This window comes from Maricaulis maris (genome assembly GCF_049116555.1).
Taxonomy (GTDB): Bacteria; Pseudomonadota; Alphaproteobacteria; order Caulobacterales; family Maricaulaceae; genus Maricaulis; species Maricaulis maris_C.
The window spans coordinates 353,244-378,666 of the sequence record NZ_JAGDYT010000025.1 but is presented as its reverse complement, the minus strand read 5'-3'; the positions used below and the strand labels follow the sequence as shown (position 1 = coordinate 378,666).

Below are 25,423 nucleotides of genomic sequence, written 5' to 3'. Positions count from 1 at the left end.
ATGCCTTCTGGGGCGACTTGATTGCGCAATCTGGCGGTTGGTTTGAGCAGATGCCCATTGCTGCAACCGGTTGTGCCCACACTCCCGCCGCCTGATAGTCTTGTTGGCACATTCGGTTTATCGATGAGGGGTCGGCGCGCGTGTTGCGTATCGGGTCCGTGTTGATCTGGAGTTTCGAAATGATCAGTGTTCTTGTATCTGCCCTTCTAGCCCTGACGGCCGCAGACCATCACGGCCATCACGGCAACCATCACCAGGCCGAAGAACAGGCCAGCTCTACCGTCGCTGCGGATGTGCGGGCAGCTGACGCCGAAAACCGCACTGCGCTCGTTCGGCATGATGCGCTGACCGAGCTCGGCATGGGCGCGATGATGATGCGCTTCTCAGTGGCCGAAGATGTGGATTTCGATCTGTTTCAGCCGGACGCGGCGCTGATCATCACCGTCATCAGCGGCGAGAATGGCTTCGAGATCATCGCCGCCGAAGCGCGTTCGGAGTAACCCTCCGCGAAATTACGCCCCGCGTGGACATGGCCGGGCGAGCTGTCGGCTCGCCCGTTTATGTGTGCTGTCATCAATCCAGGCGCACCGTCATCGTGGCCTGATCGCTGTGATAATTGCCGTCCGGCGTTTCCGGCAGATCGATCCAGATCGCAGACAGCAGGACCTCGCCGTCCAGCTCAGCGGAAACGGTGAACCTGCCGGTCTCGTCTGTCAGCGCTTCGAAATGCCGTCCGTCAGGCGTGTGGATCGTGACCCGATGGCCGGCCAGGGTCTCGCTGTCCTGGTAGAGCGCGAACCGTCGCGCCTCATTCTGCACCGGCACAAATTCAAGCGCCTGGCCCATCGGTGTGAACACGGCATCTTCGCCGCCTTCACACGTCGCCACGCAGAAGATCGTCTTGGTGAGCTTGGAGTAGCTGCGCATCAGGGTCGGTGAGCCGGGCAGCGCATGAAAGGCCGCCTGCACGTCAGCGTCCGCATCGATCTCCTCGAAGTAGACGTCGATGCTTTCCGGAGGAATTTCACCGGATCTTGGATGGGTCGAGACCGCCAATACACCCAGCCCAGCGGAAGTGGGTGTGAACCGAATGCCCAACGCAGTCTCGGTCTCTGCATAGGAAAGATCATCCACGGCAACGCCGCCGACTGTCGCCGATATAAATGCCACCCGGTCCTGGCCCAGACCAAACTGGATGTCCGGATATTCCAGCGCACTGGTCATCGCGATCTCGACAGTCTCTCCGGACGGCCAGATGGCTTCGCTTGAAGCCAGGAAAGTCTTGTGACCGAAGGCAGCAGAACTGGCGAGGAGCGCCGCGAGGCCACCCGCGAATACCGCCTTCAAACGCGGCGAGCGATTGTCAGTTTTCATCGTATTCCCCTCAGTTCTCCGGGCCCGCAGGCCCTTTTCTGTTGGCACTCCAAATTCGCCGAAGCCGGTCTCCGACCGCAGTCTTGAACGCAAGACTTGGTTTTTCCACGAGGCTCCAGGACATGGCGGAGACCAGACACGTGACCGGGACCGCAATGATACCGATCTTCAACGGGTCGGCGTTCGGGTCGAAGAACAGCACCATCTGCATGATCGGATAGTGCCAGATATAGATTCCGTAGGACCAGTCCGGCAGATCCGCGCCGGTCGGCCAGCGATCGAGCGCCGCAAAGGCAACCGCAAACATCGCGGCGGCTATGGCGAGATTCATGAACAGCTCGGCACCAGGATGCTCGCCAAGGGCCAGCCAGAGCGGGACGACCAACAGCAAAGGCCAGGGCAGAATGGGGATGCGATGCCGCCAGGCATGAATGACCATCCCGATCGTGAAGGCCGAGGACAGGCGTGCAGCGCTGGCAATCAGGGCCGGCGCGTCATCCCAGAACAGGCTGATGAGAATATGGGCAGCGGTCGTGACAGCAAACAGGACGAGATGCGCGTGACGGCCCCATGGCAGGGGCGAGAAGAAGATCAGGGCCGCCGCCACGTAGGCAATGACCTCGTAGCGCAGCGTCCAGAGCGTGGCCGAAAATTCACCGCTCCAGGGATGACTTGAAAAAATGCCTGCCGGCCCCTGGCTCGTATCAAGGAAGGCAAGAACATTGACCGGAAAGAACCAGGTTTGCGCAGACCCGAAATACTCGGGAACGCTCAGTATCGTCACGGCGGGCCCGATAACGAAGACGGCCACGAGGGACAGAACAAGCAGCGCTGGCCACAGACGGAGAGCGCGGGCGGCGACGAACTGGTAGGGGTCCGCGCGGCGCTCAAGACTGTCGGCAATCAGGAAGCCACTGAGAATAAAAAAGGCGTTCACGGCCGCATAACTGAGCGACCAGCCGTTTATCGCCAGCGGCGGAGGCGGTTCGGGGCCTTGCGTGACGATAATCGCGTGTTCGACTAGCACGGCCGAGGCCAGGACGAGGCGAATCGGCGTCAGGCGGTTATGCCGGCTCGTGAAAGCCGAACCGATGGTCTTCAAGCCGAAAATGGGCGCCCTCCCGATGCGATCCTTTACCGGATACGCGGCGGGTCGAGCCTCCCCTCACCTTCGGGTCATTGCCGGCGCTTCGCGATTTCCATCCTCACCAGGCGCTGCATGCGCAGGACCAGCAGGAGAAGTCCGGCCAGTACCGTCACCAGAGCGAAAATCGATGCCGTAATCAGGAGCGGATTATTGAAATTCTCCCGCTCCTCATAGTCCATGATGTGGAGCATCCAGAAGAAGTCGAAGAAGCGCCAGTCATCATTGCGGCGCGCCATCACCAAGCCGGTATCCGGTGAGACATAGATCCGCGTTCCCTCGCCATCAGCGAAGCTGATCCGCCAAGCAGCGCCCGGCCGCCGATACTCCCAGGTCGGGTCCTCGAAATACTCAACCGCAGCGATTTCCGGGTCCCCGGCGTAATCGGCACGGGCCAGCTCGATCGCAGTTTCGCGGGAGACCGGCGTGATACGCTCGCCGGTCATGGCATCGACCAACGCGGACGCGCCGTTGTGGGCAATCGCGTTATAGACCGGGCGTCCCTGCCACGCCTGCAATCTGACTTCCTCGAAGGGCGCGCCGAGATCCAGGTCCGACAATGCCTGGTCAGCGGGCAAAACCGTGTTCACATCGATCATCAGCGGCGCGGGCTCGGCGATATTGTGCTCACCGCGGACACGCTCGAGCGGCAGGACGCTCATGACCACACCGCCCACGATCCAGAGCACGATCTGAATGCCGACCATCAAAGCCAGCCATTTGTGAGCGCGAATTGTCCAGCGAAGCAGCGCTGTCATGAATATCCCCTGCCTGTCACGGCCCTGCTGGCCTGTCCCGATTGGAAGTTACGCGAAGCAGACCTCTACCCCTCATGGTAGTAGTCGTCCTTCAGCTTTTTCCTGGCCCGATAAACTCTCACTTCCGCTGCCTTTTCGGAAATTCCCATCGCAATGCCGATTTCGGCCAGAGACAACCCCTCCAGGACGGATAGCAGAAGCGGTGTCCGCAAACCCTCGGGCAAAGCACGGATCAGGGCGTCTACCCGGGCGAGGTCCGCCTTGTCTCTGACGGTTGTTTCAGGGTCTGGGTCCTCCGAGGGCATGAATTCGGCTCGATCTTCGAATCCGACCCAATTGAGAACCGCGCGGCGTCGATGATGATCCTTCGCTTTGTTCCGGGCGATGAAGAACATCCAGGTCACGAAGGATTTGTCGGCGTCAAACCGCGCCAGATTGCGATGGATCGCGATGAATGTGTTCTGGGCGACGTCCTCGGCATCCGCCCTGCCGCCCACCTGGCGCTCAAGGAACTGGACCAGCCTGGGCGCATGACGCTGCATGAGCTGGTTGAACGCCAGCCTTTCACCATCCCGGGCGCGGATTGCGAGTTGTTCGTCGGTCGGATCGAGGGCAGATCCGTCGGCCCTATCCCTCGACATCAAAGGCGTTGGCCAGACGGTCATCAAACTCGGCGCGCTGGTCTTCGGTCATGACCTCGCGCATAGCCAAAATGTGATTGAGCGTGGCCAATTGCAGCTCACCCATCACATCGTGAAAGGCCTCGGCCGCTTCGGCTACGTCGGCTGACATTTCGCGGTCTGCGAGGAGAGCCCGGCCAATTGCGCGCCGCGCCTCCGTGACCCGGTTTTCATACCCGGCCTTCTGCGTAGCGAAACTTGCCTCGAGCGCTTCGATGACCGCTTCCTGCTCGTGATCGAGCGCGAGCTCGTCATGGATGATGGCGTGCAGGCTGGACGAGGCTCCATCGTGATGGCCAAGCACATTCACGCCCAACCACACACCGGCAAATCCGCTGGTCAGCCCGAGGGCGGTTGCGACAACTCCAGCTCTCCAGATCATCCGTCCGCCCCCTCATCCACGAGCGCGGTTAACGACCAGCCGGCATCGGCGTCGAATACTGCCAGGAGGTCCGGCTCGGCATGACCGATCGCACCGGCGCCGACTACCCCACCGATCAGCAACGCCACCGCAGCGGGCGCCGCACGCATGGCGAGAGCACGGCCAAGCGCTTCGCGCCCTGGATGACCGTGCGCCGCGCCATCGAGGCGTGCCCAGACTCGCGGCTGGAAATCGGCCATGTCGACCTGGGACGGCGCGCCGCCCATGTTATCGAGGATTTCGTCCAGCTTATCGTCGGACATGTCAGTTCTCCGTCAGGACGTGTGCAGGTGCTTGATGCGCCAACCGGTATCAGTGCGAACAAGTATAGCGGTTCCATGCGCGTCACGCTCGCGTGCCTCTCCACGCACCTCGTACTCCATCCGGATATCGAAGGTCGCAAAGGCCAGGTTCCGATCCGCATTCACCGTGTAACCGGACCAGTCATAAACATGGAAGGTCACATGCTCCGCCGCGAATTCCGGCGCCAAGTGATGATCACGATACTCGGCCCAGCCGATATCGCTGCCACTGCCCTCGAAGATCGTGAAGTCGGACCCGTCCGGAAGCACCCAGCGCTCGGCCTCTTGAACATTCTCCGCGGAAAGCGCACCCGAATAGCTCTCCAGAACAGCGGTTATGTCTGCAGCATCATCCGCAATAACGGGCGACGACATCGCGATCGCGGTCGCGGCTCCGATGCTTCCGTGTCTGATCCAGTCCATTTCACCCTCTCATATCGTTTTCAGGTCCTGCGCCACCGGCTGATCCAGGCCTCACCCCATGCGCGCATACGAGTACGCGCCGGGCGCTCTACCCACTCATATGTGCCCGCTGAAACACCGATCATCACAACCATCATCGCCAGCAGTATCGGCCAGGATATCGTCTGATCGACCACGCCCAGGACGTCCTGCAGGAAATTGAAGCTGACCATGAAAAACGGCACATGGATCATGTAGACGCTGTAGGAGATGTCGCCGAGATAACTCATCGCCCCGGCTCTCGTTTCGCCGGCACGCCGGTCCAGCTCTGCGAGGAGGAAAATGATCGGCGCCCCAAGCAGCGCGATCGCGCGATCATCCCAGGCGGCGTGGACGGCCCAGAGGTAGACAGCAAGAACTCCGATGAATGCATATCGGGCGGCCGGACGGGGCAAGGCATACGCTTGGCCCAGCCTGTAAAGGCCGACCCCGATGAGAAATTCGGGAATGATCCGGATGACGCCATAGCGCTCCGTCGCCATTGGCAGGGTCTCGCCAAAAAGACGCAAATGGACCTGGTCCAGTGCGAAAAAGAGAACGACGGCTATTCCCAGCAGCAGCCAGGGGCGATGCTTCAGGGCCCGTGCCGCCATCAGGTACGCGGGAAAGGCCAGATAGGCGAACCATTCCGCGCTGATCGACCATGACGGTCCATTCCAGCTCAGATCTGGCGCGAAACCCCACGCATGGATCATCAGGATGTTGGCGGGCAGGTCAGCCAGGGCGAACCGCTCCGTGTCGAAAGGCACACCAAGCGTGGTCGCCGTGACCCAGACGAGAATGAGAAACAGGGTGACGGCGATGTGCAGCGGCCAGATCCTGGCGAAACGCGCAACCAGAAACCGGGCGAAATCGAACCGGCCTTCTTCGCGCGCCAGAAGGTAGACATGGGCGAGCACAAATCCGGAGAGGATGAAGAACAGATCCACCCCGAACCGGCCCATTGCCAGAAATTGGGTGACCGCGTCGACGTCGAAGTCCCACGGTGCTCGCCAGTGATAGAATACGACCCACAGGGCGGCGAAGAACCGCAATCTCGTGAGAGACACCAGATGGGCGGGATAGCTCACCCTAGCCGCCGCCAATCAGATGCCGCAGCCCGCCATGGGCGAGCGCGCCGCCGAGGAAACCATTCAACAAGAGCGCCAACGCAGATCCGAACAGCGCGATATTGAATAGAAGCGCGCCCAGCTGATTGTCCGGACGGCGTGACCACTCACCAAGCGCCGCCAGGCCGACCAGCCCGAACAATAGCGCTGTGCCCAAATAGCGGTGAGCCAGCATGACGCCGGCCTCATTTGCGGCCATCGGACCGGAATGGGCCCAGCCTAGCAACCCAGCGGCGACGCCGCCTGCGGCTCCGGTCCACACCAGGAAACGAACCGTATCGCCGCCGCTGCCAAAGCGACCGGCGAGAACAAAGACCTGTGCCAGTGCCGCCACGAGGATCAGCGCAATCGGGAAATGCACCGCCACGGAGTGAAACACGCCAATGCGGGACATCGCACGTTCAAAAGGGGTCGAGGCGCCGTCTTCACCCCAGTGGGAGTGACCGCCGGCCTGACCGCCTTCAGCATCATGATGGCCTTCATCGATACACGGGTCGGGCTCGCCGCCATGATCATGCTCGAACACATCTGCCAGCGTGTCGCTGGATGCCGGGGCTGCCTCGCTTTCGGCGCCGATTTCCCCGACGGTCTCGGCAACCGGTTCGGCGCTCGCGGATTGCTCCTGAGCCCCGGTCTCCTCAGCGGGCTCATGCTGGGCCGGCGGATGCGCCCAGCCCGGCGCCGATGCGAATAAGATAACCCCTGCGCCTGCAAGCGCGGCCAAAGCGATGCGAAGCCCCACGGCATCGTCCTCCCGATCGTTCAGTCCGGACTACGCGCGTCATCGCGTTTTCCCTCAGCCGAGCCGAACCGATCTCAGGCGCAGGGAGTTGGTAATGACCGACACGGAGGACAGGCTCATGGCCGCCGCAGCGATCATCGGTGACAGCATGATCCCGAAAACCGGGTAGAGGATACCGGCTGCCACAGGCACGCCCGCCGCATTGTAGATGAGAGCAAAGAACAGGTTCTCACGGATATTGCGCATAGTTGCGAGGGCCAGCTTGCGGGCGCGAACAATGCCGGTCAGATCACCCTTTACCAGCGTCAAACCTGCACTTTCGATGGCGACGTCTGCACCGGTGCCCATGGCAATGCCCACATCGGCCTGCGCCAGAGCGGGGGCATCATTGACACCGTCTCCGGCCATGGCAACGCGGTGCCCGTCGGCTTGCAACTCCTCCACGATTCGGGCCTTGTCGCGCGGCAGGACGTCGGCTCGCACCTCGTCCAGCCCGAGCCTGGCCGCCACCGACTTCGCCGTGCGCTCATTGTCGCCGGTCGCCATCACGATGCGGAATCCCAGTTTGTGCAGGTCTTCCAGCGCCTGGGCTGTCGTCGGTTTGATCGGGTCCACGACGCAGACCATGCCGGCCAAATGGCCATCAATCGCCACAAACATGACGGTCTCCCCGTCATCTCTTCGCGCATTGGCTTCGCCTGTCGCTGTCTCGCTGACCGCGATGCCTTGCACATCCATCAGCGCGGCATTGCCAAGAGCAACTGCCCGACCGCGAACCCGACCCGTCACGCCCTTGCCGGTGACGGCTTCGAACTCATCGGCGGTGTCCATCGTCACGCCACGGCTCTTGGCGCCCTGGACAATGGCTTCAGCGAGCGGATGTTCGGACCCGCGCTCAAGGCTGGCGGCCGCGGTCAGGACGTCATCCTCATTGTTGTTGGAAAACGCGATCACGGCGGCCAGCTCAGGCCTCCCCATGGTCAGCGTGCCGGTCTTGTCGACGATCAGCGTGTCAACTTTCGCAAAGCGTTCGAGCGCCTCAGCATTCCTGATCAGGACGCCGGCCTGAGCGCCGCGCCCGGTAGCGGTCATGACGGACATGGGCGTGGCCAGGCCCAGGGCACAAGGACAGGCAATAATCAGAACAGACACCGCTGCGATCAGCCCATAGGCCGATGCCGGCTCGGGCCCCCAGATCGACCAGGCGACAAAGGCGAAGGCGGCGACCCCGATCACGGCGGGCACAAACCGGCCCGACGCCATATCGGCAAACTTCTGGATCGGAGCACGGCTGCGCTGGGCACTGGCCACCATCTCCACGATCTGGCTGAGCACCGTGTCCTTGCCGACCCGCCGGGCCTCGACAACCAGACTGCCATTCCCGTTGACCGTGGCCCCGGTCACATTTTCACCCTCGACCTTCTCAACCGGGACCGGTTCCCCGGAGATCATGGATTCATCAACCGAAGACCGGCCTTCAACGACAACGCCGTCCACCGGAATTTTCTCACCGGGGCGCACCCGCAAACGATCGCCTTCGCGGATCTGGTCCAGCGGCACGTCCTCGTCATTCCCGTCAGCTCCGACTCGCAAGGCCGTTTTCGGTGCGAGGTCGAGCAGAGCCCGGATGGCGGACCCGGTCTGCTCCCGCGCCCGCAATTCCATGATCTGTCCCAACAGGACAAGGTCAATGATGACGGCAGCGGCCTCAAAATACACGCCCACATGGCCGTTCGCGTGCCGGAACGCGTCCGGAAACACGTCCGGTGCCAGAACCGCAACCAGGCTGAACAGATAGGCGGCACCGGTTCCCATCGCGATCAGCGTGAACATGTTGAGATGGCGGTTGATCACTGACTTCACGCCACGCTCGAAGAAGGGCCAACCCGACCACAGGACCGCCGGAGTGGCCAGCACCAGTTCCGCCCAGGCGGCAGGGGTTTCACCGAGAGCGTCACGCAGGAAGCCCAGTCCAATCATCGGTCCCATAGCGAGCAGCAGGACCGGCACGGTCAAGACGGCGCCGACCCAGAAACGGCGGGTAAAGTCCACTAGTTCAGGATTGGGGCCCTCTTCACCGTTCGGCACGCCCATCGGTTCAAGCGCCATACCGCAGATGGGGCAGTCGCCCGGTTCATCGCGGACGATCTCGGGGTCCATCGGGCAAGTGTATTTCGTCCCCTCCGGCATGTCCTCATAGGACTGAAGATGTGCACCGGTCAGGAAGTGATCGGGGTCGTCGGCAAACCGGTCGTGACAACGTTGCGAACAGAAATGGTAGGTTTCACCGTCATGCGCGTGACTGGGCTTTCCGGCCCCGATACGCACCTCCATCCCGCAAACCGGGTCGGTCGCAACAGGCTGATGGTGCACATCTTCTTTTGTCTCTTCGGGCGAGCAATTCTGGCAACTCATCGGACAATCCTCCTATGGATGTCGCGGGTGTGAGGCTTCCAGTCACTGGAAGGTCAAGCGGCCAATTTCAGCTTTTCTCGCCGGCGAGCCCCTCAACGATGGGGCAGTCCGGCCGATCATCCCCATGACAGGCCGAAACGAGGCGCTGCAGCTCTGACTTGATCGCCGTCATTTCCGCGAGTTTCCGATCAATCTGGGCAACATGGCCCAGCGCCAGCGCCTTCACATCGGCACTCGCCCTGGACCTGTCTTCGTACAAGGACAGCAGGGCCCGGCAATCGTCGAGCGAAAAGCCGAGACTTCGCGCTCGGCCGACAAAGGCGAGCTTGTGGAGATCGCTGTCTTGATAGACACGGTATCCATTGGCCGCCCGGGCCGGGGCGACCAGCCCCACATCCTCGTAGTAGCGCAAGGTCTTTGAGGCCAGGCCGGTCGCCCGGGCCGCGTCCTTCACATTCATCATGCCGCCCCCTCCACTGGCAAGGCTTGGTGGGTCCGGCCAAGCCCCGTCCGTTTCCAGATCAGGAAAGCCGCAGGGATAACCAGAAGCGTGAGGATGGTGGCGCTTGTCATGCCGCCCACCATCGGCGCTGCAATCCGCCGCATCACCTCCGAACCGGTCCCGTCACCAAACATGATCGGCAGCAAGCCAGCGATGGTTGCGATCACGGTCATCATGATGGGCCGCACCCGCAACAGCGCTCCCTCGATCACGGCCTCTTGCAGATCGGACCGGTTCAGCGATCGGCCGGCCTCATCGGCAAGACCCTGATGGCGGGCGAGCGCCTGTTCCAGATAGACGATCATCAAGACGCCGATCTCTACGGCCACGCCTGCCAGGGCGATAAAGCCCACACCGACAGCTACCGAGAGATTATACCCGAGCAGGTCGAGCAGCCAGACACCACCAACAAGAGCCAGAGGCAACGTGCCCATGATCATCAAGACCGGGGTCAGCCTGCGGAAGTTTAAAAAGAGCAGCAGCAAGATGATCACCAGGGTGACAGGAACGACCACAGCCAGCTTGGCTTTGGCCCTTTCCATGTATTCGTACTGACCGGACCAGCTGATCGAATAGCCCGGCGGCAGGTCAACATGCTCGGCCAGAGCCTGCTGGGCCTCCTCCACATAACTGCCGATATCCACGTCATTGATATCGACATAGACCCAGCCATTGGTACGGGCATTCTCACTGCGGATCACACCCGGTCCGTCGGCGATGGAGATGTCGGCGACGCGCCCCAGCGGAATTTCCGCGCCGGTCGGCGTTATGATCGGCAGGTCCCGAAGCGCGTCCACGGAATTGCGGTAGTCGCGCGGGTAGCGCAGATTGATGGGATAGCGCTCACGGCCCTCGACGCTTTCGCTGACTGACATGCCACCGATCGCCGTTCGAACCACGTCATGCACGTCCGCCACATTGAGGCCGAAGCGGGCCGCCTCAAGCCGATTCATGTCAATATCAACGAACCGCCCCCCGGTTACCCGTTCAGCATAGACCGATGCGGTGCCGTCCAAGGTCCGGATAACGGCTTCGACCTCTTCCCCGATTTCCGCGATCACCTCCAGGTCCGGACCGGCTATCTTGATCCCGACCGGGGTCTTGATCCCCGTGGCCAACATGTCGATCCGCCCCCGGATTGGCATGATCCACGCGTTGGTCAGACTGGGCACATCGACCACCGCATCCAGTTCGGAGCGAATGTCATCGATCGTGATGCCCGGCCGCCATTCCTCTCGCGGACGTAGCTGGATCGTGGTCTCGATCATGGTCAGGGGGGCCGGGTCGGTCGCGGTTTCGGCCCGCCCCGCCTTGCCATGAACCGTGAGGACTTCCGGGACGGTCATGATGAGCCGATTGGTCTGCTGCAGAAGCTCGGTGACCTTGCCGGCCGACACGCCTGGAAACGCGCTTGGCATGTAGAGAATATCGCCCTCATCCAGATCTGGCATGAATTCGCTACCCATACGCGAAAGCGGTATCGTAGCGCTTGCCAATACCAGACCCGCGGCCAGCAGGACCACGACCGGACGGCGGATCGCTAAGCCGATAAAGGGCCGGTAGCCGGCGATCAGCAGACGATTGACCGGGTTTTTGTGCTCCGGCGTGATCCGGCCACGCACAAGATACCCCATCAGGACCGGGACCAATGTGATCGCCAGACCAGCCGCGGCGGCCATCGCGTAGGTCTTGGTGAAAGCCAACGGATGGAAAAGACGCCCTTCCTGAGCCTCGAGGGCAAAGATCGGCACAAAGCTGAATGTGACGATCAGGAGTGAGAAGAACAACGCCGGGCCGACCTCAACCGAAGCTTTGGTGACAATCTCCCAGCGGTTTTCCCGCGTAATCGGCTCACGTTCGGCATGCTTGTGCATGTTCTCGATCATGACGATCGCAGCATCCACCATGGCGCCAATGGCGATGGCAATTCCGCCGAGAGACATGATGTTGGCGTTGATGCCTTGGGCATTCATCACGATGACAGCGGTCAGAATTCCAAGCGGCAGGCTCAGCACGATCACCAGGGAGGAGCGGAAGTGGAACAGGAAGAGCGCGCAGATCAACGCGACCACCAAAAACTCCTCGATCAACTTTTCCCGCAGAGATGAAACCGCCCGTTCGATCAAGCTGGCCCGGTTGTAGGTGGTGACAATCTCCACGCCGTCAGGGAGTGACGAACCGAGTTCTTCCAGCCGGTCCTCAACGCGCTGAATCGTCGCCCGGGCATTCTCGCCAAACCGCATGACAACCACACCACCGACGGCCTCGCCTTCGCCATTGAGTTCCCCAATGCCGCGACGCAATTCCGGTCCGATTGTAATGTCGGCGACGTCCGAAAGCAGGATGGGGGTCCCGGTTTCCGTGACAGTGACCGGGATCGCCTGCAGATCCTCGACGCTCTCGATATAGCCGGAGGCCCGGACCATGTATTCGGCTTCCGCCATCTCGATGACTCGGCCGCCACTTTCCTGATTGCCGCGCTCGATAGCGGTCCGGACCGCTGAGAGCGGAATGCCCTGGGCCCGCAACCGGTCCGGATCGGCAGTCACCTGGTACTGCCGCACCATGCCGCCAATCGTGGCCACCTCGGACACACCTTCAATGGTCTGGAGCTCGTATTTGAGGAACCAGTCCTGGAGAGAGCGCAGTTCGGCGAGGTCATGTTGCCCGGTCCGGTCGACGAGCGCGTATTGATAGATCCAGCCCACACCGGTCGCATCCGGCCCAAGCGCCGGGCGAGCGGCGTCCGGCAAGGTCGGGGCGACCTGGGACAGGTATTCCAACACCCGCGAGCGGGCCCAATACAGGTCAGTGCCGTCCTCGAAAATGACGTAGACATAGCTGTCATTGAAAAAGGAATAGCCACGGACCGTGACGGCGCCCGGAACCGCCAGCATGGCCGTGGTCAGCGGATAGGTGACCTGGTCCTCGACGACCTGTGGGGCCTGGCCGGGATAGGTCGTCTTGATGATGACCTGCACATCAGACAGATCGGGAATGGCGTCCATCGGCGTGCGGACGAGCGAGTACACGCCGCTCCCCGCCAGCAGGGTGGCCAGGATGAGGACGATCAGACGATTGCCGATCGACCAGCGGATAATCGCGTTGATCATTCCTCGCCTCCCGCATCACCCATAGTCATCACCGAAATACCGGTGAGCTGCCATTGACCGGGGCCGGCCTCATCAATGGTGAAGCGGACGTGGTCGCCCTCGGCGAGCCCGTCCAGCGTGACGCCTTCGGTGAGCTCGTAGACCATGCTCATGGCCGGCATGTCGATCGCTTCGATCCGCTCATGGTCGATCTCGACCATGCCGAGATCGCCCATCAGCGTGACAACGCGGCCATGTCCCTCGACCACCGTCTCACCGGTTCCGTCGAGAGACGCGTCCGGTCCGGAGATCGAGGCAATGCGCCATTGGCCGTCATCGTTCTGGCGCAAGGTGAAGTTCACCGCATCCCCTTCGGACAGTCCCTCCAGTGACACACCCTCGAGCGTGAAGAAGGACATGCTCATCACCGGCCAGTCGAGCGCGGGGATGGGATCATGGGTTAGATCGATCATGCCGTGGGACGCCATGACACCATCGACTGTGCCCGTGCCTTCGACCGCCTCCGGCAGCGCAGCGGGCTCCTCGGCACCGGCCATGCGGAGCGCAACGCCCTGAAGGCTGGCTTCAGAGTCGATTAGGAACTGGCTGGACACGACCACGCGTTCACCTTCGGAAAGGCCGGACAGGATTTCGACCCGACCACCTGCTTCGGCTCCGCTTCTCACCTGGGCCAACCGGTACCGACCGTCACCCAGAGCCAGAACCACCCGTTCCGACTGCCCGGTCCGGATCACGGCTTCGGCAGGAACCGACAGGACATTCTCTCGCGGTGACACCTCAATACGGACATTCACATAAGCTTCCGGGCGCAACGCCCCGTCACCATTGCTGAACCGCATGCGCACCGGGATCGAGCGGCTGCGCGGGTCTACTGTGGGATAGAGGTACTCCACCCGCCCATGCCACATTCGGCCCGGCTGGGCCCGGGTCTGCATGTGGACGTCTTGCCCGGGCTCGATCGCCGACGCCGCGTCTTCAAACAGGTCCGCGATAACCCAGACCTCGCGCAAATCGGCGATCGTCATCACGACCATGCTGGGATGGGCATGGGCGCCCTCGCGGACATTCATTTCCAGGACGACACCGGTTCGTGGTGCATAAACATTGACGAGTCTCTGCGGGGTGCCACGGCGCGCGATGGCGTCGATCTGAGCCTCGTTTACTCCCAGCGCCTGCAAGCGTGAACGGGCAGCCGAGATCAGACCGGGCCTGGCGACATTGACCGCCTGCAGGAACTCGCTTTGCGCTGTCACGATCTCCGGTGAGTACATGCGGAAGAGCAGATCTCCGCCTTCCACGACATCGCCAACAGCGGCGACCCGCAGGTCCTCGATCCAGCCCTGCGCCCGGACATCCACGACCGAAGTCAGATCATCGACCGGACGGACATAACCAACCGTGTCGAGATCCTCGGCAAACCGGTCCCGTGTCGCCAGTGCCGTGCGCACGCCGATATTGTTCTCAACGGCCGAGGAGATGGTGATGGTGGTGCTGTCCGTGGGTTCATCACCTGCATAGACGGGGATCAGATCCATCCCCATGGGAGACCTGCCCGGTTCGTCCCGACGGAAATTCGGGTCCATCGGTGCCACCCAATAAAGGATTTCAGGATCATCCGCGGTCGGCGTGGAACCGCTACCGACGAGGCTCATGCCGAAGGCCCCGATGGCAATACCGGCGATCAGCGTGCCAGCACCGAGAATAAATGTGCGCGGGGTCATTGGACATCTCCGGTGAGGAACAGGATCCGGCTTTGCGCCTGCAAGGCGTCAACGCGTGTCCGGATCAGGGTCAGTTCAATATCAAGCAGGGCCAGTTCCGAGCGAACCAGTTCGGCAAAGTCCGCTTGCTCGTTCTCATACGCGGCTAGAACGGCTGCTGCTGTCTCACGCGCGCGTTCCAGAACCCCGGTTTCATAGGCAGCGGCGGTCTGGTTCAGACGCTCAAAACGCACCCAGTCCTCATCGAGCTGGCGGCGCAGGTCGAGCAGAAGCGCCTGCCGGTCCAGCTCCTCTGCCGAGCGAATCTGCCGGGCACCCGCAACGCTCTCGTCCTGGCGGCGCTGGCTGAAGATCGGCATTTGCACGCTCACGCCAATACTGGCGACGTCCGACCGGCTGTCTCGCACGCCATAGCCCGCATCAACGCTCCAGGTCGGATTGTATGCATCGAGCGCCAGATCAATATCGCGTTCGCTGGCCTCGATCCGGGCATTCCGGGAAATAATGGACGGGTGACGGCCAAGAGCATTCACGGCTTCATTGGCTTCCGGCAAGGCCGGAAGAACCGGCAATCGCGGCAGCATGTCCCGCCTCGCCGCATCGGATCCGACATGGCGTGCCAACTGAGCCCTGGCCGTCCCGATCTGCCGATCGATCTCGATCAGACGCGCATCCAGCAGAGCGGTTTCCAGATCCACCCGGATCACGTCATGCGAATTGCCGCGTCCGCTGGCAAACAGGGCTGTCGCCACTTCGCTGAGTTGCCGGACTTCCTCGCGCCGCGCCCGCGTCAACTCACTCGCCCGCTCCCAGTAAAAAGCCTCCAGCCATGCCAGTCGTACCGAGCGCGTGATCATGCGTTCTTCCAGCCCGCCCAGGGCACGGAAGCCTTCAGCCTGCGCCCGTTGACGCTCACGCTGGAGATGACGGCTCGTCCCGCTGGGAATGACCTGCCGCACGCCGACCTGCCACTGCGTCATGGCTTCGCGATTGGGATCAAGATCGTTCAAGGGAAGATTGGCGAGACCGACCCGCATCATCGGATCTGGCAGGGCCAACGCCGCTTCGCCGGCATGATCGAGTGCGCCCGCCCGCGACTGCAAGCTTGCGATGGCCGGGTCTTCGGCTTGTCCGGCGATCAGGACAGCCTCCGGCAGGCTGAGCGGAGGCAGTTCAGAAACAGGTTGCGCGGTTGCAGCCGAAAGCTGGAGCGCGGCCGCAAGAACGGCATGGGCAGGCAGGGACATTGAGGTCTCCGATGCGGGCAGAACGAAGTGACAAAGAGCCCATCAACAAGGCTCGGCTTCGTCAAGCGCGTGGAGGACGGTCCAGATTGTCAGGCGTATTGGAAACCGGCCTTAGCATGACCTGGCGAGCGGTGCGCTCGACGAGGCCCGATGCCAGACGAGAGGCCGGGCCACTCGGGATCAGGGTCGAAAAGGAGGAGGCCAGACTGCACTTATTTGCGGAACATCCATCCATGTCGTCACAGGGCTGTGCCTGCTGCGCCCCGTCTGACTCCACCATATCCGTGACGTCCGGGCAGCAATCATGATCGGTCATCGCGACCATGTCAGCCGTCTGCATGACATCGGCACGCGCATCAGGCCCATAGTCCGTCCCACCCAGCGCAAGCGCACCGAGCAAAAACAGGATCAGGCTGAAATACCGCCAAGTCAAAATCGGGAACTTCCTCTTGGTTCCAATCACGACACCCTATACGATCCAGATGAGGATTTCCCTCACGCAAAGTGTCACAGGGTTGTGCCTTAACACGATGCTGAACGACAAAAACGGGCTGACCTCGAATTCCATAACTTGGGCCTAGTGCGGGCCGCGATTTGACGCTTGTCGTCCAGCGCGGTGGCGCGGGTATTCTCAAAGTCAGGCCGTGAATAGAGGTGGCGCTCGAGATTGAAGTGGTTGCGAACTGAGGCTTGGACCGCGGCAAATTTCTGAAGGCTTTGCATTGACCGAAAGCGAGGCATGCATTTCCTGCCCAACCGGAGCGGCTGATATGAATTTTCGGTCGATTGTTGATCAACCTCCTCGTTTCCGGGCGGCGAGAGCTTTCTGGATCACCCACAGCGGCTAGGCGGTTAAGCTAAGGCGAAACGCTCAAAGACCGGAACGGATTACGCTCTGGCAAAGACGACGTATTCAGACGTGCCGACTCAAACCCATCGTCATCTGATGGAGCCTCACGCTGCGCACACGCAGAAGCATGAGAGCTTCTCGAACTACCAGATTGCCAGCCATACTCGTTCCAGCGAATCGCAGAGGCTACATAAAGCTACCAATCGCACATCCATCAATAGTTTGAGGCCCTGAAACAGCTCGCTGCACTTCTGAGAAAAATCACGGGCCAGTGCGAGCGAACGGGCGAGCCCGATTGCGCTTTGGTCCTGTCGCTGCAGTCGTCATTGACCGCACTGAGCTAGCTCGTCTGTAAACGACCTACTCCGTCGACAAACCAAACTGGGTTAATCTGCATCCTGCGGCACATCCCAGTGGTACGCGTTGAACTACCAATATCTCCGCACAGTTCCAGCATAACACTCAAACAGCTCCCCGAAGGTTCGTTTCATGTGCGGTTCTTCGACCCAGGTGATGAACACATGGATTATCACCAAGAACGAGATTGCCGACAGAAGCGCGAATGTTGATCCGGCGGCCGCCGCACTGCCGACGAACATGGCTCCATAACCCACATACTGAGGATTGCGGGTGCGTTGATAGATCCCGTGTTGGATCAGCTCATCTTCGAGGAGACCATAAACGCGCTCCTGCGAACCATAGGCGTAGCGTCCGAGAAAGATAACAAATGCGCCGCCAAGAAAGAGTGCGCCACCCAATGCAAGCGAGATCAGGTTCGGTGCGAACAAGCTACCACGGTCTAGCCACGCGAGCCCGAGCGTTGCGAGGAAATGCCCATGCATGATGACCCCCGAGAAGACCGCCGTTGGTCGAGACCATTTCCCTTGGCGCTGGAAATCTGCGCGGGCTTGCAGCGTGAACGGGACGGCGAGCACGGCGTTGATGAGGACATACCCCACGACGATCGTAAGTAAGGGCGACATTTAGGCGTCTCCGGCTTCAGCGATGGGGTGGTTGTGGCTACGCAGCTCGGCAAGCGCCTGACTGCAGATCAACCATGCAGAGCGTGTGAAGAGCGCGGCCAATGCGAAGGCCAGAACAAGATCGGGCCAAGCCGATCCGGTTAGGGCTACAAGCCCACCGGCGATCATCACGCCGACATTGCCGATGGCGTCATTGCGGGAGCACAGCCAAACCGAGCGCACATTTGCATCACCGTCTCTCCATTTGAGGAGGATGAGGACGCTGGCCGCGTTAGCAAGGAGTGCTGCGAAGCCAACGATGCCCATGGTTTCCGCGACGGGCGGTTCGCCGGACAGGGCGCGCATCAGCGTCATACCGAGCACCGAGACCGCGATCACGATTAGCAGGCCGCCTTTAAAGAGCGCGGCCCGAGCACGTAACGCCAGGCTCGAACCGATTACCAGCAGGCTGATGGTGTAGGTCATGGTGTCACCGGCGAAGTCGAGGGCGTCGGCTTTAAGGGCTTGAGAGCCGGAGGCGAACCCGGCTGTGATCTCGACGGCGAACATCACCAGATTGATGAGAATGACAGCCCATAGGGCGCGACGATACGCAACTGATGTGCCGTCGAATTTTTTGTCGTTTGAGCAACAACTCATTTTCTTGACTCCTACCTTTGACATGGAGTCTAATTTCTACAGTGACTGTAGAAGCAAGAAGAAAATGACAAAAGAATTCAGTATCGGCAAAGCGGCAAAATCCTCCGGCGTCAAAGTGACGACGATCCGCTATTACGAGAGCGTTGGTTTGATGCCAGAACCGAGGCGGGTAGAAAGCGGCCGCCGGGTCTACGATCAAGCGTCAGTGGATCTGCTTGGATTTATCCGGCATGCCCGCGACCTTGGTTTTACCGTCGAGGCGATACGTGACTTGATCGACCTGCAGGAGAACCCTGGTACAGATTGCACAAGGGCTGACGAGCTGGCTCGTCATCATCTTGTCGAGACGCAAAAACGCATCGGGCAGCTACGCGTTCTTGAGCATGAGCTCAAACGTATGATCGAGGGATGTGCAGGCGGCAAGGTTGGCAGTTGCGAGATCGTCACCAGCCTGTTCGATCATACGAAATGCTTGTCAGATCACAGCCCGGCACGGATAGGAAAAAAGTGATCAACGTATCCCCGGCACCTTAAACTTTGAGCCGCTTCCATCCGAGAAGTAACAATGCCGCCCCTATGAAAACGAAGACGTCGGCCAGATTGAAGGTGGGCCAGCGCAACGCTTGCCATCCAAAATCAAGGAAGTCTGTCACAGCTCCGTCGCCGAGCCGATCGATAGCATTGGCCAACCCACCTGACGCAAACAAAATACCGGCGGCATTAACAGGTTTCGATTTCTGCTGTGCGGTCCAAATCAAGACAGCAACGACGAGACCGACAGCCACACTCGAGAGAAGATAGGGCGCGATCCAATGATCGCTATCCAATATCCCAAAACTAACGCCCCTGTTGTGGCCGAGCGTTAGGTTGAACCCGGGCACCAGCGGCACCGACGTGCCAACATCAACAAGCAGGCGTTCGATTTGGGATTTCACGATCAAATCGAACGCGACTAAGAACACCCAAAAAACTAAGTACACTGAGCCTATCCGGCGAAGGCCAAACATCTTGCTCTGAATGTAGGCGGGTCGAATTGCTCGCATCTTCCGTTTTTCCCTCTAGTCGAGCGCAACGCAATTAAGTGGACCAAACTGCCCCGAGCGACTGTGCCGGGGGGACAAGACGCCCGGGGCTGCCGGCGGATCTGGTGGGTGCAAGAACAAAGGGTTGCCCCACCAGATCCTCACCTGCCTTCGGTTAGGTAGGCAGGTGTTCCGAAGCGCGCTTTTGTGGATGTGGCGCAAACCACTTGTAGACAGCCGGTAGAACCAACAAGGTCAGAACGGTCGAGGTGACCAAGCCGCCGATCACTACGGCGGCGAGCGGTCTCTGCACTTCCGAACCGATCCCCGATGCAAACAACAACGGCATCAGGCCAAGCCCGGTAGTTGTCGCGGTCATCAAGACGGGTTGAGCACGGCGCACCGCGGCCTCGACACTGAAGGCATCAACATCCAGACGCTCTTTGGCAAACCGGTCGAGGAAAGAAACCAAGACCATACCGTTGCCGAGAGCGATGCCAAACAGTGCAATGAAGCCAACCGATGCCGGGACAGATAGGTTTTGCCCCGTCAGCCAAAGCGCCGCTATTCCTCCGACGAGGGCCAGTGGAATATTGGCAATGATGAGCAGTGCGCTCTTCAATCGACCAAAGCTGAATAGCAAAAGCAAAAACACGACACCCAGAGTGACCGGAATCACGATCGCAAACCGCGCGTTGGCTTGTTGTTGAAGCTCGAACTGGCCACCCCATTCAACAAAATACCCTGGCGGAAGTTCAATGTTTCCAGCAACGGCATTCTGGCCTTCCGCTACAAACGATCCAATATCGCGTTCACGGACATTGGTTTGGATGGTGATGTACCGTTGGCCATTTTCACGCGTGACCTGGCGAGGCCCTTCGATCCGCTCAACGGTCGCAACCTGGCTCAGTGGGATTATCTCATCCCCTGGGCCGTTCAGAACAATCCGGCTGATACGTTCGGCATTCAGTCGATCTTGCTCGCGATAGCGTACGATGATGTCAAACCGCCGAACCCCTTCGAAGACCTGACCCGCTTGCGAACCACCGATAGCGGTTCGGACCACAGAGAGAACATCTTCTACGTTCAAGCCATATCGACTTATCGCTTCTCGGTTCACCGTTATCCGGAGTTGCGGCGCCCCTGTTACCTGATCGGTTTGAACATCAGCCGACCCGGAAATCTCGCGAATGACGCCTGCAATTTGAGCTGCGTAATCCTCGAGGACAGCCATGTCCTCTCCGAACAGCTTAATTGCCAAATCAGCTTTCGTTCCGGTCAACAACTCGTCGGTTGCCGCAGCGATTGGCTGCGTGAAGTTGAACCGGGCACCAGGGAACGCTTCGAAGCTCTCACTCATCAGCGCTAGGAGCGCCTCTTGCGTCCTCGCGGTTTCCCACTGATCCCGCGGGGCGAGAGCTACGAACGCCTCTGCGCTGTTGACGGGGTCAGCATGCGCACCAACCTCTCCGCGTCCGATACGTGTTACAATGCGCTCAACTTCGGGGAAGTTGGAGAGCAATTGTTGTTCGAAACGGGTGACGGTTGACCGAGCTTCCGGCAGTGAAATCGACGGAGCCATTGTCAATCGAACGAGCAAATCGCCTTCATTCATTCGTGGCGTAAACTCAGAACCCAAACGCGGGAAAATCGCGCCGCCAACCATGAGCATTGCGGCTGCAAGTACGAGCGCCGCCCACCGTTTATGAACGAAAAAGCGCACAAGTGGCGCAAATCGCTGTTCGTAGAAGTCGGGCTCATCAGAACTTGACGACTTGTTGCCGATCTTCAACCCGAGCATCGACGCCGCAGGTGCCAGTAGCACGGCGAAAACCAACGACCCGGCCATCGCGAAGACAACCGAAAACGCCAGCGGCCGGAACATTTTTCCTTCGACACCCTCAAGCGTCAGGATCGGTACGAACACAACGACCACAATCAGGATTGCGAAAATGAGCGGTTGCAGCACTTCCGCACACGCGTTCGCGATAAGCGCTCGCTTGTCCTCGCCCTCGGTTGACGCGTTTAATATGCGGTTCGCGTTTTCTACAATGACGACCGCGCCATCCACCATCATCCCAATGGCGATGGCGATACCGCCTAGGGACATGAGGTTTGCAGAAACGCCGAAAAACTGCATCGAGAGCAATGCGAAACCCACCGAAAATGGGATCGAAGCCACAACGATCAAGCTTGGGCGCCAGCCTCGAAGGAAGAGGAATAGGATCACAGCTACGAGTAGCGCACCCTGCCACAAAGCTGTGGTCATCGTGCGAACCGCAGCGCCAACCAACTCGGACTGATCATAATAGGGAACAGCCGTCACGCCGGGCGGGAGAGACGCATTGATCCGTTCCATCCGATCGTGAACGCGCGCGATCACTTCATTCGTGTTTGCGCCGAGCAGTTTCAGCACGAGGCCGGCAACGACTTCGCCTTCCCCGTCCATGGTGGCCATGCCTTGCCGCGGGGCGCCCCCAATCTCGATGTTCGCGATATCGCGAACACGAACTGGCACGCCGTCCTCGACCTTCACGATAATGTCGGAGAGGTCGTGAATTCCTTGGGCCAACCCAACTGCACGCACGGTGTATTGCTCGCTGTTCTCGATGAGAAACTGAGCGCCCGCATTTGCGTTATTGGCCTCAACAGCCGCGACAATGTCTTCGATCGCTAGCTGATAGCGAAGCAAAGCGTCTGGGCGAACATTGATTTGATATTGCTGCTCGAAGCCACCGAGTGACAACACTTCCGTCACGCCGCGTACCGTTTGAAGGTCGAATTTGACCTGCCAGTCCTGCAACGTACGCAGCTGAACGCCGTCGAGGCTCTCGTCCGATGTTTGGAGGAAATAGAATAGAATTTGCCCGAGCCCAGTGGTGATGGGCCCCATTCCGGGATCACCAAATCCTTCGGGAATTTCTTCTCTGGCTTGTTGTAGCCGTTCACCAACGAGTTGCCTCGCCCAATAGATATCAACGCCATCTTCGAAGTAGATGTTGACGACAGACAAACCAAAGTTTGACGTCGACCGCACCTCGCGAAGCCGGGGCAGCCCGTTCATGGACGTTTCTACGGGAAACGTGACATATCGCTCGACTTCTTCCGGAGCGAGACCTTCAGTTTCTGTGAACACCTGCACGAGCGTGGGTGTTACATCCGGAAACGCGTCTACTGGCATGGTCCGAAATGTGACGATTCCGCCGATGAGGACGAACGCAAATGCTAGAGCCGCAAGAAGGCGCCCTCCGGCAATGCGATGTAGCAAGCCCGTCAAACCAGCGGCCTGTTGTGAGGAGTTAGTGCGCGTGTCCATCGTCGAACTCCCCTTTTTGCAATTCTGCTTTCAACGAGAACGTCTCGGTCGTGGCGATCATCTCGCCCAGACTGACGCCTGACAGGATTTCCGCGAAGCGATCCGATCTTCGCCCTAAGCGGACCTCACGAACCTCAAAACCATCCGCGCTACGAACGAAAACAACCGTTTCGCCATCCACTGTCTGGAGCGCTGTAACTGGCACGCGTACTGTCGGTTGGGCATCAGAAGCCGCCGCAAACACCGTCACAAACATCCCGGGCCGCAACCGATCTCCTGGATTTTCAATGACAATTCGAGCACGACCAGTTCGCGTCCTCTCACCGATTTGAGGGCTCACGAAGTCGATGGTTGACTCTATTGGTGGACCACCGTCACCAGGGTCAATTGAAACCGGTGCACCTGAGCGAATCCGCCCAAGATCAGCGCCGTAGATTGCCGCATCGACCCACACTGAATCAGTATCCGCCACAATGAACGCAGGTGGCTGAGCACCTTCTTCCAACACCTCTCCAAGCACGGCGTGGCGCTCGATAATCGTGCCGGAAATCGGGGCTGCCAGCTCGTATCGGGTAAGCGATACATCTGACGATGCCACCATTCGAGGCAGAGACGACACATCAACGCCCAATGCATCGAGTTGTTGGCCGGCACTGCGAACCTCAATTCGAGCCTCCTCAAGCGCCCGTCGGGCATCCAGGAAGTCCTGTTCCGCAGAGATCTGGCGTTCCCATAAACGCTCTTCACGTTCGAAAGAACTTTCAGCCAGATCCAATCTGGCGCGCGCTGAAAGGTAGGACGCCTTGGCGTCAGCGAGCGGGCGGCTGTTTAGAACTGCCAACACGTCGCCTGCCTCAACACGATCCCCCTCAGCCACCGCGACGCTACGCACAATGCCAGATACCCGAGGCGATACGTGAGCGAGATGATTCAGGTCAAAACCAACTTCAGCGGGCAGCTCAAGAATGCCGTCAACCGCACCGCTGGAGACAGGAGACACGACAATACCAAGATCAGATATTTGGCTGGCATCGAGATGAACTTCAGCACTTTCACTGTGCTCGTTGTCTTCACCATGACCATCGTCATCTTCGTGGCCTTCGTCTCCATGGTCATCCTCGGCATGGCCCTCCGCTTCGGCGTGGTTCTCATCCTCGCCATGATCGTCGTGTCGAGTTTCGGATGTCACGTTGTCTGCGACGCTAGAGCGATCGCCATTTCCAGATTGTTCGCTCTGACTTTCAGGAGAACATGCCGCTAGAGCCAGAACGCTGGCCGTAATCAGCAGGAGATTGATTTTGTTTTTGGTCATTGTACTGCCTCCTCTGAGTTGGTTTCAACCAGTCGATTGAGTTGCGGCGCGCCTGCCAGGACATCAAGCTCGATCGCGGCACGCGCCAGCTCGGCGCGAGCAGTAATCAGATCCACTCGCACATCGAAGTACGACCGCTGGATATCCAGGAAATTGAGGATATCTAGAGCCCCTTCACGATACGCCCCTTGCGCGGCCCCAAGCGCATTTTCAGACGCCGGGAGGATGTTCTCGTTGAGTTGCGTATAGGTCGATTGCGCTCGTGCGAAACGACCAGCCGATGAGGCATATTGAGCGATCAAAGATCGTCTCATCACCTCTTCGTTGAGCCGCGCTGCATTTTCGCGCGACGCCGCAGCAGCGACACCGCCCTGATTACGATTCAGAACCGGAATAGGGACCTCAAGGGTTGCGACAAACGCTGTTTCATCGGTGCCTCCGAAGCGCCGAACGCCGGCTCCCACGGTAAGATCCGGAATCGCAGCGGCACGCTCTCGACGAATTTCTTGGCTACGTGCGCGCGTAATGGCCCTGAGTTGGAGAAGCTCAGGATTGTCGGATATCCAATTTACCGGTTGAGCGTCAGAGTAGGCGGTCAGATCGAACGCCTGAAGTGGCGGCGCCAACTCGCCGTTGACCGGTCCTCCAGACCAGATCGCAACGAGTTGATTATTAGCTGCCGATTGTGCGCTAGCGGCATCGTTGGCGGCAATTGTGGCCAGCCCAACGAGCATATCCGCTCGGTTTCGTTCGATCGGAGAAGCCCGACCGGCCTCGACGCGGGAACGGATCGCGTCAGCGGAATTATTGGCAATTTCCAACAACTCCATTCGCAATGACAATGTTTCTGACGCCGCTTGTGCGGCAACGTATGCCTGCGCGGTGCTGGCCAAGAGACGGTTTCGTTGAAGTGCGAGTTCCGCGCTTGCGGCACTAGCCCAAGCGTTTGCAGCCTCGCGAGCTCGCCCTCGATCACCACCTAGGGGGATCGTTTGATTGATCGACAAGGTGGTATCCGCATCGCCGAGACCTCCGCGATCAGATCCGAATTCCTCTATTTCTGCTCCAAGAGTGGGGTTATCCCACAGCCCGGCCTGCAGCGCGTCGGCTTCGGCGGCGCGTATTTCTGCACGCGCCGCTCCAGTTATTGGGTTATTCTCCAGCGCGAGACTTAGCGCACCAGAAAGGTTCAACGGGTCAGCAGAGGTCGTTTGAGCCTCAGCTGCGCCGATGGAGACTCCGGCAAGCACGATTGCTGCCACAGCTCTCCGCCCTAGCCAGTTTGGCCAGGCGACAAATTTTGATTTCATC

General features: G+C 59.9%; 23 protein-coding genes. 2 read left to right on the top strand and 21 right to left on the bottom strand.

Going from position 1 to position 25,423, the window contains the following annotated elements:
• Window positions 1-179: 179 nt before the first annotated feature.
• On the top strand, window positions 180-500 hold the full coding sequence (locus JXQ94_RS15995) for a copper-binding protein (RefSeq protein WP_421924768.1): 321 nt from the start codon (window positions 180-182) through the stop codon (window positions 498-500).
• Between the two features lie 73 nt (window positions 501-573).
• On the opposite strand, the gene JXQ94_RS15990 is transcribed toward JXQ94_RS15995, so the two are convergent.
• The 17 genes from JXQ94_RS15990 to JXQ94_RS15910 form a co-directional block, all read right to left on the bottom strand.
• The gene (locus tag JXQ94_RS15990; RefSeq protein ID WP_421924767.1) at window positions 574-1,374 is read right to left on the bottom strand and encodes a hypothetical protein; all 801 of its coding nucleotides are present in this window, start codon (window positions 1,372-1,374) and stop codon (window positions 574-576) included.
• 10 nt (window positions 1,375-1,384) lie between these two features.
• Complete coding sequence (locus JXQ94_RS15985; RefSeq protein ID WP_421924766.1) at window positions 1,385-2,476, bottom strand: acyltransferase family protein; 1,092 nt, start codon at window positions 2,474-2,476, stop codon at window positions 1,385-1,387.
• Window positions 2,477-2,550: 74 nt separating this feature from the next.
• Window positions 2,551-3,276, bottom strand: coding sequence for a PepSY domain-containing protein (locus JXQ94_RS15980; protein WP_421924765.1), 726 nt, complete (start codon window positions 3,274-3,276; stop codon window positions 2,551-2,553).
• A gap of 65 nt (window positions 3,277-3,341) precedes the next feature.
• A complete protein-coding gene (locus JXQ94_RS15975) occupies window positions 3,342-3,917 on the bottom strand; it encodes an RNA polymerase sigma factor (protein ID WP_421924764.1) in 576 nt (191 codons plus the stop codon).
• Window positions 3,904-4,338: a periplasmic heavy metal sensor gene (locus tag JXQ94_RS15970; RefSeq protein ID WP_421924763.1), complete on the bottom strand. Its 435-nt coding sequence runs from the start codon at window positions 4,336-4,338 to the stop codon at window positions 3,904-3,906. The genes JXQ94_RS15975 and JXQ94_RS15970 overlap by 14 nt, the downstream gene beginning before the upstream one ends.
• The gene (locus JXQ94_RS15965) at window positions 4,335-4,640 is read right to left on the bottom strand and encodes a hypothetical protein (protein WP_421924762.1); all 306 of its coding nucleotides are present in this window, start codon (window positions 4,638-4,640) and stop codon (window positions 4,335-4,337) included. Before JXQ94_RS15965 ends, JXQ94_RS15970 begins: the two co-directional genes overlap by 4 nt.
• A gap of 12 nt (window positions 4,641-4,652) precedes the next feature.
• Window positions 4,653-5,102, bottom strand: a complete 450-nt coding sequence (locus JXQ94_RS15960; RefSeq protein ID WP_421924761.1) for a nuclear transport factor 2 family protein — start codon at window positions 5,100-5,102, stop codon at window positions 4,653-4,655.
• Window positions 5,103-5,122: 20 nt separating this feature from the next.
• The gene (locus JXQ94_RS15955) at window positions 5,123-6,190 is read right to left on the bottom strand and encodes an acyltransferase family protein (RefSeq protein WP_421924760.1); all 1,068 of its coding nucleotides are present in this window, start codon (window positions 6,188-6,190) and stop codon (window positions 5,123-5,125) included.
• Between the two features lie 22 nt (window positions 6,191-6,212).
• Window positions 6,213-6,992: a hypothetical protein gene (locus JXQ94_RS15950; protein ID WP_421924759.1), complete on the bottom strand. Its 780-nt coding sequence runs from the start codon at window positions 6,990-6,992 to the stop codon at window positions 6,213-6,215.
• Between the two features lie 54 nt (window positions 6,993-7,046).
• Window positions 7,047-9,407 carry a heavy metal translocating P-type ATPase gene (locus tag JXQ94_RS15945; protein ID WP_421924758.1) on the bottom strand — a complete coding sequence of 787 codons (2,361 nt, stop codon included), beginning with the start codon at window positions 9,405-9,407 and terminating at the stop codon, window positions 7,047-7,049.
• A gap of 67 nt (window positions 9,408-9,474) precedes the next feature.
• Window positions 9,475-9,867: a Cu(I)-responsive transcriptional regulator gene (cueR, locus tag JXQ94_RS15940; protein WP_421924787.1), complete on the bottom strand. Its 393-nt coding sequence runs from the start codon at window positions 9,865-9,867 to the stop codon at window positions 9,475-9,477.
• Window positions 9,867-13,022, bottom strand: a complete 3,156-nt coding sequence (locus tag JXQ94_RS15935; protein ID WP_421924757.1) for an efflux RND transporter permease subunit — start codon at window positions 13,020-13,022, stop codon at window positions 9,867-9,869. The genes cueR and JXQ94_RS15935 overlap by 1 nt, the downstream gene beginning before the upstream one ends.
• Window positions 13,019-14,743: an efflux RND transporter periplasmic adaptor subunit gene (locus JXQ94_RS15930; RefSeq protein ID WP_421924756.1), complete on the bottom strand. Its 1,725-nt coding sequence runs from the start codon at window positions 14,741-14,743 to the stop codon at window positions 13,019-13,021. Before JXQ94_RS15930 ends, JXQ94_RS15935 begins: the two co-directional genes overlap by 4 nt.
• Window positions 14,740-15,990 carry a TolC family protein gene (locus JXQ94_RS15925; protein WP_421924755.1) on the bottom strand — a complete coding sequence of 417 codons (1,251 nt, stop codon included), beginning with the start codon at window positions 15,988-15,990 and terminating at the stop codon, window positions 14,740-14,742. The genes JXQ94_RS15930 and JXQ94_RS15925 overlap by 4 nt, the downstream gene beginning before the upstream one ends.
• Before the next feature lie 61 nt (window positions 15,991-16,051).
• Window positions 16,052-16,423 carry a hypothetical protein gene (locus tag JXQ94_RS15920; protein ID WP_421924754.1) on the bottom strand — a complete coding sequence of 124 codons (372 nt, stop codon included), beginning with the start codon at window positions 16,421-16,423 and terminating at the stop codon, window positions 16,052-16,054.
• Between the two features lie 845 nt (window positions 16,424-17,268).
• Window positions 17,269-17,823, bottom strand: a complete 555-nt coding sequence (locus JXQ94_RS15915) for a PEMT/PEM2 family methyltransferase (RefSeq protein ID WP_421924753.1) — start codon at window positions 17,821-17,823, stop codon at window positions 17,269-17,271.
• Entirely contained in the window at window positions 17,824-18,462 is a 639-nt protein-coding gene (locus tag JXQ94_RS15910) for a cation transporter (RefSeq protein WP_421924785.1), read from the bottom strand. It lies immediately after the preceding gene.
• Between the two features lie 64 nt (window positions 18,463-18,526).
• On the opposite strand from JXQ94_RS15910, the gene JXQ94_RS15905 reads away from it, so the two are divergent.
• On the top strand, window positions 18,527-18,973 hold the full coding sequence (locus JXQ94_RS15905; RefSeq protein WP_421924752.1) for a MerR family transcriptional regulator: 447 nt from the start codon (window positions 18,527-18,529) through the stop codon (window positions 18,971-18,973).
• A 19-nt stretch (window positions 18,974-18,992) separates the two neighbouring features.
• On the opposite strand, the gene lspA is transcribed toward JXQ94_RS15905, so the two are convergent.
• The 4 genes from lspA to JXQ94_RS15885 form a co-directional block, all read right to left on the bottom strand.
• Entirely contained in the window at window positions 18,993-19,469 is a 477-nt protein-coding gene (gene lspA / locus JXQ94_RS15900; protein ID WP_421924784.1) for a signal peptidase II, read from the bottom strand.
• A gap of 190 nt (window positions 19,470-19,659) precedes the next feature.
• Complete coding sequence (locus tag JXQ94_RS15895; RefSeq protein WP_421924751.1) at window positions 19,660-22,800, bottom strand: efflux RND transporter permease subunit; 3,141 nt, start codon at window positions 22,798-22,800, stop codon at window positions 19,660-19,662.
• Window positions 22,784-24,112, bottom strand: a complete 1,329-nt coding sequence (locus tag JXQ94_RS15890; RefSeq protein ID WP_421924750.1) for an efflux RND transporter periplasmic adaptor subunit — start codon at window positions 24,110-24,112, stop codon at window positions 22,784-22,786. The genes JXQ94_RS15895 and JXQ94_RS15890 overlap by 17 nt, the downstream gene beginning before the upstream one ends.
• Window positions 24,109-25,422 (bottom strand): TolC family protein, encoded by a 1,314-nt coding sequence (locus JXQ94_RS15885; protein WP_138512771.1) that lies wholly within the window; start codon window positions 25,420-25,422, stop codon window positions 24,109-24,111. The genes JXQ94_RS15890 and JXQ94_RS15885 overlap by 4 nt, the downstream gene beginning before the upstream one ends.
• Between the last annotated feature and the right edge of the window lies 1 nt (window position 25,423).

Excerpts from the sequence above, each read along its gene's own strand:
- JXQ94_RS15995 (WP_421924768.1), top strand. The coding sequence starts at position 180 with ATGATCAGTGTTCTTGTATCTGCCCTTCTAGCCCTGACGGCCGCAGAC.
- JXQ94_RS15990 (WP_421924767.1), bottom strand. The coding sequence starts at position 1,374 with ATGAAAACTGACAATCGCTCGCCGCGTTTGAAGGCGGTATTCGCGGGT.
- JXQ94_RS15980 (WP_421924765.1), bottom strand. The coding sequence starts at position 3,276 with ATGACAGCGCTGCTTCGCTGGACAATTCGCGCTCACAAATGGCTGGCT.
- JXQ94_RS15975 (WP_421924764.1), bottom strand. The coding sequence starts at position 3,917 with ATGTCGAGGGATAGGGCCGACGGATCTGCCCTCGATCCGACCGACGAA.
- JXQ94_RS15970 (WP_421924763.1), bottom strand. The coding sequence starts at position 4,338 with ATGATCTGGAGAGCTGGAGTTGTCGCAACCGCCCTCGGGCTGACCAGC.
- JXQ94_RS15965 (WP_421924762.1), bottom strand. The coding sequence starts at position 4,640 with ATGTCCGACGATAAGCTGGACGAAATCCTCGATAACATGGGCGGCGCG.
- JXQ94_RS15960 (WP_421924761.1), bottom strand. The coding sequence starts at position 5,102 with ATGGACTGGATCAGACACGGAAGCATCGGAGCCGCGACCGCGATCGCG.
- JXQ94_RS15945 (WP_421924758.1), bottom strand. The coding sequence starts at position 9,407 with ATGAGTTGCCAGAATTGCTCGCCCGAAGAGACAAAAGAAGATGTGCAC.
- cueR (WP_421924787.1), bottom strand. The coding sequence starts at position 9,867 with ATGAATGTGAAGGACGCGGCCCGGGCGACCGGCCTGGCCTCAAAGACC.
- JXQ94_RS15935 (WP_421924757.1), bottom strand. The coding sequence starts at position 13,022 with ATGATCAACGCGATTATCCGCTGGTCGATCGGCAATCGTCTGATCGTC.
- JXQ94_RS15930 (WP_421924756.1), bottom strand. The coding sequence starts at position 14,743 with ATGACCCCGCGCACATTTATTCTCGGTGCTGGCACGCTGATCGCCGGT.
- JXQ94_RS15925 (WP_421924755.1), bottom strand. The coding sequence starts at position 15,990 with ATGTCCCTGCCTGCCCATGCCGTTCTTGCGGCCGCGCTCCAGCTTTCG.
- JXQ94_RS15915 (WP_421924753.1), bottom strand. The coding sequence starts at position 17,823 with ATGTCGCCCTTACTTACGATCGTCGTGGGGTATGTCCTCATCAACGCC.
- JXQ94_RS15910 (WP_421924785.1), bottom strand. The coding sequence starts at position 18,462 with ATGAGTTGTTGCTCAAACGACAAAAAATTCGACGGCACATCAGTTGCG.
- JXQ94_RS15905 (WP_421924752.1), top strand. The coding sequence starts at position 18,527 with ATGACAAAAGAATTCAGTATCGGCAAAGCGGCAAAATCCTCCGGCGTC.
- lspA (WP_421924784.1), bottom strand. The coding sequence starts at position 19,469 with ATGTTTGGCCTTCGCCGGATAGGCTCAGTGTACTTAGTTTTTTGGGTG.
- JXQ94_RS15895 (WP_421924751.1), bottom strand. The coding sequence starts at position 22,800 with ATGGACACGCGCACTAACTCCTCACAACAGGCCGCTGGTTTGACGGGC.
- JXQ94_RS15890 (WP_421924750.1), bottom strand. The coding sequence starts at position 24,112 with ATGACCAAAAACAAAATCAATCTCCTGCTGATTACGGCCAGCGTTCTG.
- JXQ94_RS15885 (WP_138512771.1), bottom strand. The coding sequence starts at position 25,422 with ATGAAATCAAAATTTGTCGCCTGGCCAAACTGGCTAGGGCGGAGAGCT.